At 72.4% G+C, this 8,894-nt stretch carries 8 protein-coding genes and 1 pseudogene; 6 read left to right on the forward strand and 3 right to left on the reverse strand.

The genetic code is table 11. The features are described from left to right. Positions 1-89 (forward strand): lytic polysaccharide monooxygenase (locus CCN42_RS44785; protein WP_143662012.1); only part of this gene is annotated, 89 nt, incomplete at its 5' end. 9 nt (positions 90-98) lie between these two features. On the opposite strand, the gene CCN42_RS26420 is transcribed toward CCN42_RS44785, so the two are convergent. Further along, positions 99-797, reverse strand: coding sequence for a MerR family transcriptional regulator (locus CCN42_RS26420; protein ID WP_086739346.1), 699 nt, complete (start codon positions 795-797; stop codon positions 99-101). A gap of 200 nt (positions 798-997) precedes the next feature. On the opposite strand from CCN42_RS26420, the gene CCN42_RS26425 reads away from it, so the two are divergent. After that, positions 998-1,918, forward strand: a complete 921-nt coding sequence (locus tag CCN42_RS26425; RefSeq protein ID WP_086739354.1) for a hypothetical protein — start codon at positions 998-1,000, stop codon at positions 1,916-1,918. Continuing rightward, positions 1,915-2,355, forward strand: a pseudogene (locus CCN42_RS44790) (ABA4-like family protein); the annotation flags it as partial. The gene CCN42_RS26425 and the pseudogene CCN42_RS44790, both read left to right, overlap by 4 nt. Here CCN42_RS44790 and CCN42_RS26435 read toward each other — a convergent pair. Further along, the gene (locus CCN42_RS26435) at positions 2,278-3,249 is read right to left on the reverse strand and encodes a DUF72 domain-containing protein (RefSeq protein ID WP_086739348.1); all 972 of its coding nucleotides are present in this window, start codon (positions 3,247-3,249) and stop codon (positions 2,278-2,280) included. The pseudogene CCN42_RS44790 and the gene CCN42_RS26435 overlap by 78 nt on opposite strands. 76 nt (positions 3,250-3,325) lie before the next feature. Here CCN42_RS26435 and CCN42_RS26440 point away from each other — a divergent pair, with 76 nt between their 5' ends. The 3 genes from CCN42_RS26440 to CCN42_RS26450 all read left to right on the forward strand — a co-directional run bounded on the left by CCN42_RS26440 (position 3,326) and on the right by CCN42_RS26450 (position 7,986). Further along, positions 3,326-4,273 carry an RNA polymerase sigma-70 factor gene (locus CCN42_RS26440; RefSeq protein ID WP_086739350.1) on the forward strand — a complete coding sequence of 316 codons (948 nt, stop codon included), beginning with the start codon at positions 3,326-3,328 and terminating at the stop codon, positions 4,271-4,273. A gap of 149 nt (positions 4,274-4,422) precedes the next feature. After that, positions 4,423-5,622, forward strand: a complete 1,200-nt coding sequence (locus CCN42_RS26445) for an NAD(P)/FAD-dependent oxidoreductase (RefSeq protein WP_086739352.1) — start codon at positions 4,423-4,425, stop codon at positions 5,620-5,622. 258 nt (positions 5,623-5,880) lie between these two features. Continuing rightward, positions 5,881-7,986: a peptidoglycan recognition protein family protein gene (locus CCN42_RS26450; protein ID WP_086739356.1), complete on the forward strand. Its 2,106-nt coding sequence runs from the start codon at positions 5,881-5,883 to the stop codon at positions 7,984-7,986. Positions 7,987-8,474: 488 nt separating this feature from the next. On the opposite strand, the gene CCN42_RS26455 is transcribed toward CCN42_RS26450, so the two are convergent. Beyond that, positions 8,475-8,762: a DUF4190 domain-containing protein gene (locus CCN42_RS26455; protein ID WP_086167942.1), complete on the reverse strand. Its 288-nt coding sequence runs from the start codon at positions 8,760-8,762 to the stop codon at positions 8,475-8,477. Positions 8,763-8,894: the final 132 nt, after the last annotated feature.

The raw sequence follows: 8,894 nt of genomic DNA on the forward strand, positions 1-8,894 counted from the left end.
TGGGCGGCCGGCACGTCGTGTACACGATCTGGCAGGCGTCGCACATGGACCAGACGTACTTCCTGTGCAGTGACGTGAACTTCCGCTGAGCCGGGCCGTCACTCCCGCCGGGTGCGAGGCGCGTCGGGCGCCTCGCACCCGGCGGGGCCCGTCCCGCCCTCCCCGGGACCGCCCGCGCCGTACAGCCGCGCCGAGGCGTCGACGTGTGCCAGCCGCCGCAGCGAGCTGAGCACCGCCTCGCCCAGTACGGTGCCCACCACCACGCCCTCCACCATGCCCTCGACGGCCACCTGCCGGTCCACGTAGCCGAGGTCGGCGCGCGCGACCTGCTCCGCGGCGTCGGCGTAGTCGTCGAGCACCTCCACGAACGCGCCGTGCCCCAGGCGGTCCATCGCGGCCAGGGCCCTGGCCAGGTCGGCCGCGGCGGGACTCTCCGCGGACGCCTCCCAGCCGCGCCGGGAGATGAGGTCGGCGACGACGGCCCGGGCCGCCGCCGACTCGGCGTCGTCCCGCTCGCCGTCCGCGCCGCCGAGCCGGTCGGCGGCGGCGCCCAGCACCTTGTGCAGCGGACGCCCCGGATCGTCGAGGGCCGCCAGTACGTCCGCGATCTCGGCCACCTTCATGCCGCCCACATCCAGCAGGGCGCGGATCAGCTGGAGCCGGCGCTCGTGGCCCTCGCCGTAGGTCGCCTGGTTGCGGCTGGTCAGCTCGCCGGGAGGGAGCAGCCCCTCACGGACGTAGTACTTGATCGTCGGTACCGGCACCCCGGTCTTCCGACTCAACTCTCCGATGCGCACGGCCGGTTCTCTCCTCGCCCTCGGCGCTGACCCCTCACCCACGGGCCTTGCGGGGCCCGCTGCCCCATGGTAGATAGTGCAGCTATCGGATAGCGGATAGCGCCACTATCCACTTTGGGGGTTTCATGATGTCCACGTTCTCCTTACGCACGCGTTCCCCCCGGTCTTGGCACCGGCCGCTGGTGCTCTTCTCGGCCCTGATGGCGGTGACGGCGGTCGCCTCCGCCGTCGGACTGGCCGTGGACGACCGGGTGCTGGTGGGGGCGCCGATATGGTTCAAGCCGTTCAAGTTCGCCGTCTCGTTGGTGGCGTACTGCCTCTCCCTCGCCTGGATGCTGTCCCTGCTGCCCCGCGGCCGGCGTGTGGGCTGGTGGGCGGGCACCGTCGTCGCGCTCACCGGGTTCGTCGAGATGGTGATCATCATCGGGCAGGTCATCCGGGGGAAGCGCAGCCACTTCAACCGCGAAACTCCCTTCGACGAAGCGCTGTTCAGCGCCATGGGCGTCACGATCGTCGTCCTCTGGACCGCCACGCTCGTCATCGCCGTCCTGCTGCTGCGCGCCCGGATCGCCGACCGGGCCGCCGCCTGGGCGATGCGCTCCGGCGTCGTCCTGGCCCTGGCCGGGGCCGCCGTCGGCTTCCTGATGGCCCGGCCCGCGCCGGGACAGCGAAGGGGTGTCTCCGAGGTGGTCGGCGCGCACAGCGTGGGCGTGCCGGACGGCGGTCCCTCGATGCCGCTGACCGGCTGGTCCACGACCGGCGGCGACCTGCGCGTCCCGCACTTCGTCGGCATGCACGCCCTGCAACTGCTGCCGCTCCTGGTCATGCTGCTCACCGCACTCGCCCCGCGCCACGCCCGCCTCGCCGACGCACGGGTGCGGCTGCGCCTGGTGCTGGTCGCCGCCGGGACCTACGCCGCCGCCTTCGCCCTCGTCCTCTGGCAGGCGCTGCGGGGCCAGCCGCTGGTCCATCCGGACGGGGTGACGTCGGCGGCGGCAGGGATCATCGTGCTCGCCGCCGCGGCCGGGACGTACGTCTCGCTCCGGCAGCCACGGACGCCGGTGCCCGACCCGCCCGCTGCCACCGCCGGCGCCCTCGCCCCGAAGGACCTCGTGCGATGACCGAATTCCTCTTCCAGCTCTCCTTCTGGCTGGCCGCGCCCGTCTGGCTCCTCATGATCTTCGCGCCGGGCTGGGGGCCGACCGCCCGCGTCGCCGCGTCACCGTGGACCGTGACGCCCGTGCTCCTCGTGTATCTCGCGCTCGCGATCCCGGTCCTCCCCGACCTCTGGACCGCCGTCCGCAGCCCGGACCTCGACACCTTCCGCGACCTCACGGCCCTCGCCGACGGCGCGGGAGCCGTCTGGGCGCAGGTCATCGCCTGGGACCTGCTGATCGGCCAGTGGATGTACCGGGAGGCCGGGCGGCTGCGGATCCCGCCGCTGCTGATGGGACCGCTGCTGGTGCTCACGATCCTGCTGTCACCGGTCGGAATGCTCGTGTTCCTGCCGCTGCGGGCGGCGTGGGCGCGGCGTGACGCCCGGAGGGCCGCCCGGGAGGGGGTCCTGCCGGAAGGGGACGAAAGGGCCCGGGCGGTCGGCGGGTGACGACAGCCCGAGCAGCCGCGCCATGGTCTCGGCGGCCCGAACGGCCGCGTCGCCGCAGCAGTTGTTGAACAGGACGTGCAGCTGCTCGACCTGCCCGGCGGCGCGTTCCAGCCGCGGCACCCACTCGGCGAGTTCGCCCTCGTCGTACGCGTGCCGGAACCGGTCCTCCTTGCTGCCGGTCCCCCAGGCGGTACTGCGCCCGTGGAACCGTACGACGGACAGCCGGGGCGAGGTGACATGGACGACCGGGGGCAGCGAGGACGGCAGCGACTGCACCATGTCCACGGCGACGGCGGCCATTGCGTACCGGGCGAGCAGCGCTCGCGTGGCCTCCGCCCGCCCCTCCCGCCACCAGTCCGGGTGCCGGAACTCCACGGAGACGGGCCACCCTTCCGTCCGCCGCGCGGTGTCCGCCAGGAACGCCTCGGCCCGTGCCCCGGGCCGGAACCACGGCGGGAACTGGAACAGCACACCGCCCAGCCGCCCCGCCCGCCGCAGCGGCGCGATCCCCGCCGCGAACCGCGCCCACACCGCGTCGAGCACTCCCGGGTCCCGGCTGTCGGCGGGCAGCCCGTCCGGCATCACCGCACTCCGCGTGGGATGCCCGGTGAGCAGCGAGAACGCCTTCACGTCGAACACGAACCCGTCCGGTGTGCGCTCCGCCCACAGCCGGCTGTTCCGCTCGCCCGGCAGGGCGTAGTAGGAGGCGTCGACCTCCACCACCGGGAACCGCTCGGCGTAGTGCCGTAACCGCCCCTCCGCGTCCCGCCGGCCCACCGGATACCAGCCGCTGCCCACCAGCTCCCGGTCGGTCCACGAGCACGTGCCCACGAGGATGTCACCCATGGGGGCCGGTTACCCGGCCCGGCGGGAGACAGACCGCACACGCCCGCCGCGCCCCGTGGCGGTTAGGATCCGGGACATGGCCCTCACCCTGAGCGACGTCGACCGGTTCGAGGCGGCCAGGCCCCGGCTGGAGGCCATCGCCTACCGTCTGCTCGGTTCCGCGAGCGAGGCCGAGGACGCCGTGCAGGAGACGTTCCTGCGCTGGCAGGCCTCCGACGTCGGGCGGATCGAGGTGCCCGAGGCGTGGCTGACGAAGGTGCTCACCAATCTGTGCCTCAACCAGCTGACGTCGGCCCGCGCGCGCCGTGAGACCTATGTGGGCCAGTGGCTGCCCGAGCCGCTGCTCGGCGGGGACCCGATGCTGGGCCCGGCCGACACCGCCGAACAGCGCGAGTCGGTGTCGTACGCCGTGCTCGTCCTGCTGGAGCGGCTCTCCCCGAACGAGCGGGCGGTGTACGTCCTGCGGGAGGCCTTCGCCTATCCGCACCGGGAGATCGCCGACATCCTCGACATCAGCGAGGCGGCCAGCCAGCAGATCTTCCACCGGGCCAGGAAGCACGTCGCGGCCGGCAGGGCCCGCACGGAGATCGACGAGGCCGCCGCCCGGCGGATCGTCGAGGAGTTCCTGGCCGCCGCCACCAGCGGGCAGACCGAGCCGCTCGTGCGGCTGCTCACCCAGGACGCCACCTCGATCGGTGACGGCGGCGGGAAGGTCCCGGCCCGCGCGAAGGCGTTCGAGGGCGCTCTCGCGGTCGCGACGTTCCTGCGGGGCCTGTTCAAGCCGAGCAAGGCCAAGCGCGCCCTGGTCGGCGGTTCGCCCGAGGTGTACGCGTCGACCGCGAACGGCGAGCCCGCCGTCGTCGTGGTCCTCGACGGCCGGGTCATCGGGGTCATGTGCCTGGAGGTCACCGCGGAGGGCGTCGCCGCCGTCCGCAGCCAGGTCAACCCCGACAAGCTGGAACGGGCGACCCGGCACTGGTCCGCGGCCGACCATGGCGAGCCCCTGCTCGCCGCCGCCTTCTGAGGGACGCCGCCTGCCGGCGTGACGCCCTTCTGGTGAGCCGCCCTTCCGACGCGACGCACTGATGTGACGTGCTTCACATCTGAGACCTGTCAGCAAACGGCGGGCTCCCCGGTTCAAGGGCCGAGTCCGCTCAAGACAGGAGCCAGGAAATGCAGCAGCGCATCATCGTCCTCGGAGCCGGATACACCGGAGCCACCGCCGCCGGGCGCCTCGCCAAGCGGCTGCACCGCGACGACGTCGCGATCACCCTCGTGAACGCCGAGCCCGACTTCGTCGAACGGGTCCGCATGCACCAGCTCGCGGCCGGCCAGGACCTCGAACCCCGGCCCTTCTCCGCGATGTTCGCGGGCACCGGCGTCGAGCTGAAGCTCGCGCGGGTCACCGGTGTGGACGCCGACCGCAAGACGGTCACCGTCACCGGCGCGGACGGCACCGAGGAGCTGCTGGAGTACGACACCCTCGTGTACGCCCTCGGCAGCGGCTGGAACGACGGCGGCGTCCCCGGCGTCACCGAGCACGCCCACGAGATCGCCGGCCGTCCCGGAGCGCTCCGGCTGCGCGAGCGCCTGGCCCGACTGGACGCCGGGCAACCCGTGGTCGTGGTGGGCGGCGGTCTCACCGGCCTGGAGGCCGCGACCGAGATCGCCGAGGCCCGCCCGGACCTCGATGTCGCCCTCGCCGCCCGCGGCGGCCTCGGCGACTGGCTCTCCGACAAGGGGCGCGCCCACCTGCAAAGGGTGTGCGCCCGGCTCGGCATCACGGTGCACGAGCACACCGCCGTGACCGCCGTGGCCGCCGACCGCGTCACCACCGCCGACGGCACGGAGATTCCCGCCGCGGTCACCGTGTGGACCACCGGCTTCGCGGTCCACCCGATCGCCCGCGCCACCACCCTGGAGGTCACCGAGACCGGCCAGATCGTGGTGGACCGGACGATGCGCTCGGTCTCGCACCCGGACGTCTACGCCATCGGCGACGCCGCCATGGTGATGGGCCCCGGTGACAAGCCGCTGCGGATGTCGTGCGCCTCGGGCGTCCCCACCGCCTGGCAGGCCGCCGACGCCGTCGCGGCTCGCCTGACCGGCGGGAAGCTCCCGAAGGTGCCGCTGCGCTACTTCAACCAGTGCATCTCGCTGGGCCGCCGCGACGGCCTCATCCAGTACGTCACCGCCGACGACCGCGCCGTCCGCGCGGCCCTCACCGGCCGTCTCGCCGCCGGTTACAAGGAACTGATCTGCAAGGGCGCGGCCTGGGGCGTCGCCCACCCGCTGATCGGCCTGCCGGGCCGGCCCCGCCGCGTCGTCCGGCAGCCGGCCGGATCGGACCCGGCGGTCAAGGCGGCGGTGTGACCCACTCACGGAAGCGGGCGCTCCTCGGGGGCGCCCGCTTCGGCATGGCAAGTCCCGTATTCCGCCCGCCAGTCAGGTGACCTCTGTCACTGTCACTCGGTCTTGTGTGTCGTCCGTGACCCGGAGAGCGCTTAATACGATGGGCCATCCCTGAGGCGGATGTGTCCCTTGTGACTTTCTGGTGGCCCGCAGTGGCCTTTCTCTGGGGTGGATCTCTTCGTGAGTCGACGTAAAGGGCATGCGTACAGACCGTTGAGCCTGAAGCGACGGGCGTGGCTGACGCTCGGCGCGGTGGTGCTGGGCGGAGGGGGAATGGCGACGTACGCGTCGGCCAGCGACTCCTCCGCGCCGGAGGCCGAGGGGCAGGAGAAGCGGCCGGTGCGGGTCTATCACCTCGCGCTGAAGGGGACCGAGCCCGGCGAGCGTGAACTGCCGCGCACGGAGACCGAGCAGTTCTCCCTGGTGGGCGTCACCTGGACGGGCGCGCTCAAGAGGCTCGACGGTACGGCGCAGGTGCGCACCCGCAGCCTGGAGACCGGCGCGTGGAGCCCGTGGCGCGACCTGGAGGTGGACCTCTCCCCGCCGGACAAGCCGGAGGCGGACATGCGGGGCGCGTCCGCCCCGATGTGGGTCGGTCCCTCCGACGGCATCGAGGTGCAGGTCGTCCACGAGGACGGCTCGACCGGCGCGCTGCCCAAGGGACTTGACGTCAGCATGGTCGACCCGGGCGTGGTGACCGAGGCCGAGACGAGGATGAGCCCGCCGGAGCCGGCCGCGTTCGCCGTCCAGCCGGACCTGGCGCCCGCCTCGTACACCGCGGCGACCGCGGACACGGGCGTCCTGCCCCAGCCGCCGGTCACCACCCGCGCCGAGTGGGGCGCGGACGAGTCGCGCAGCCCCGACCCGTCGGAGTACAACACGGACGTGAAGTCCGTGTTCGTGCACCACACGGCCGGCGCGGACTACGACTGCTCCGAGTCGCCGGCCATCGTCCGGGGCATATACGCGTACCACACCGACCCGGCACCCAACGGCAACGGCTGGAACGACCTCGGCTACCACTTCCTGGTCGACAAGTGCGGCCAGATCTTCGAGGGCCGCAAGGGCGGCATCGACAAGCCGGTGCTCGGCGCGCACACCTACGGCTTCAACCGGGAGTCGACCGGCATATCCGTCCTCGGCAACTACGTCTCCGGCAGCGCCTCCGACGCGGCCCTGGAGTCCGTGGCCCGCCTGGCGGCCTGGAAGCTGAGCCTGCACGGCGTCACCGACCCCACGGGCACGGTGGAGCTGACCGCGGGCGCGACCCAGAAGAACTACTTCGGGACCTCGTTCACCGCGGGCCAGAAGTACTCCTTCAACCGGATCTCCGGCCACCGCGACGGCTACAACAGCGAGTGCCCGGGCAACTCCCTCTACGCCCAGCTGCCCAAGATCCGCTCCTGGGCGGCCGGCCCGGTCCAGGACCTGAAGGTCACCTCGCTCACCGGGGCCACCGCGAACGGCACGACGTACTACACCAAGGGCGCGGTCACCGTGCGCTGGTCGTCGGCCACCCCGGCCTCGCTGATCTCCCAGTACGAGATCCTGGTCGACGGCGCCGTCGTCGCCACCACCTCGGGCGCGGGGTCCGCCAAGGCGGTCACCCTGGCCGCGGGCGACCACACCGTCGCCGTGCGCGCCGTGCACCAGTCCGGCCGGGCGGTGGAGACCGCGCCGACGACCGTCGTCGCCGACACCACCGTGCCGGCGCTCACCACGCCCAAGCTGGCCCTGCGCACCGGCACCGTCAGCACCACCGCCGTCCCCGTCACCCTCAGCTGGAAGGCGACGGACGACAAGGCGCTGCGCCACACCAAGCTGCTCTCCCCGGCGACCGCCACCTTCAGCGCGGCGGCCACCCTCTCCAACCGCACCGCGAAGCCCGGCGCGGCCTCCACCTGGTCGATGCAGGCGCAGGACTACGCCGGCAACTACCGTGACGCCTCCGCCGCCTACACCCCGGTCATCCTCCAGGAGACCTCCGCGGTGAAGACCGGCAGCTGGACCACCCGCTCCTCGACCAGCTACCTCGGCGGCAAGTCCTACTCCAGCGGTTCCAAGGGCGCCAGCCTCTCCTGGACGTTCACCGGCCGCTCCGCCTCCTGGGTCGTCTCCCGCGCCTCCACCTCCGGCCAGGTCTACGTCTACGTCGACGGCGTGAAGGTCTCCACGGTGGACCTGAAGTCGACGAGCACCCTGTACCGCCAGGCCATCTGGACCAAGACCTGGTCCACCAGCGCCAAGCACACGGTCAAGATCGTCGTGGTCGGCACCACCGGCCGCCCGACCATCACCACGGACGGTCTGGTCTACATCAAGTAGCCGAAACGATCCGCCCGTAGGCACCCAGGGGAACGGCGCCGTCACCCATGACGGCGCCGTTCCCTTTTCTCTCACCCGTTCCTGACGTGCCGTACAGCCTTCCCGCTCCCTCGCCGACGGCGTGCGGACGACCGTGACGGAGCCGCCGTCGGCCGGCGGCCGCGACTTCGCCGGCATCCACGTCGAGCGCCGCGAGCCGGGGTCGGCCCATGTGTCGATCCCCATCCTCCAGTTCATCGGCAGGAGCCAGGAGCCAGGAGCCAGGAGCCAGGAGCCAGGAGCCCGGAGCCCGCCACGGCCACCATGTGCGAACGGCGGCCCAACGACGGCCGTACCCACCACTACACGGCCCGGACCTTCGACGCGGCGGGGAACTACTCCCCGCGCGGTGAGAGCGTCACCCTCACCGTGCCGCGCTTCTGACGGCGGCGGGGGCGGCCGATGTCCCGTCGGCCGCCCCCGCATCCACAGGGCCTCCCGCGAAGGCGTCAGCCACCCACGTACCAGCTGAACCCGTCATTGCTGGCGGCGACCGCCAGCAGCACGAGCCAGAGCACGACGTCCACGACGCCGAGGATGATGCCCGCCTTCGCCATCCCGGCTCCGTTCTTGACGGACGCCTGACGGCGCGCGACGGCACCGAAGATGATGGCCAGCGGGCCGAGCACGATGTTCAGGAAGAACAGCCCGACGACACCACAGCACAGACTCGCGATCGCCAGACCATTCGTGCGCGATCCGGAGGAAGCGGCAGAGGAACTGCCGTAACTCGCCATTGCATACTCCCGGTTGTCGTAGACACGGACCGGACGGGCGCCCACCCTTACGTCCTGCTCACACTCCGGGTGCCCCTTCACAACGCCTCCATGTCACCGATTCGCCGCGTTCCTTCCCTGGCAGCTAGCTGC

The sequence above is a fragment of the Streptomyces glaucescens genome, from assembly GCF_002154375.1.
Lineage (GTDB): Bacteria > Actinomycetota > Actinomycetes > Streptomycetales > Streptomycetaceae > Streptomyces > Streptomyces glaucescens.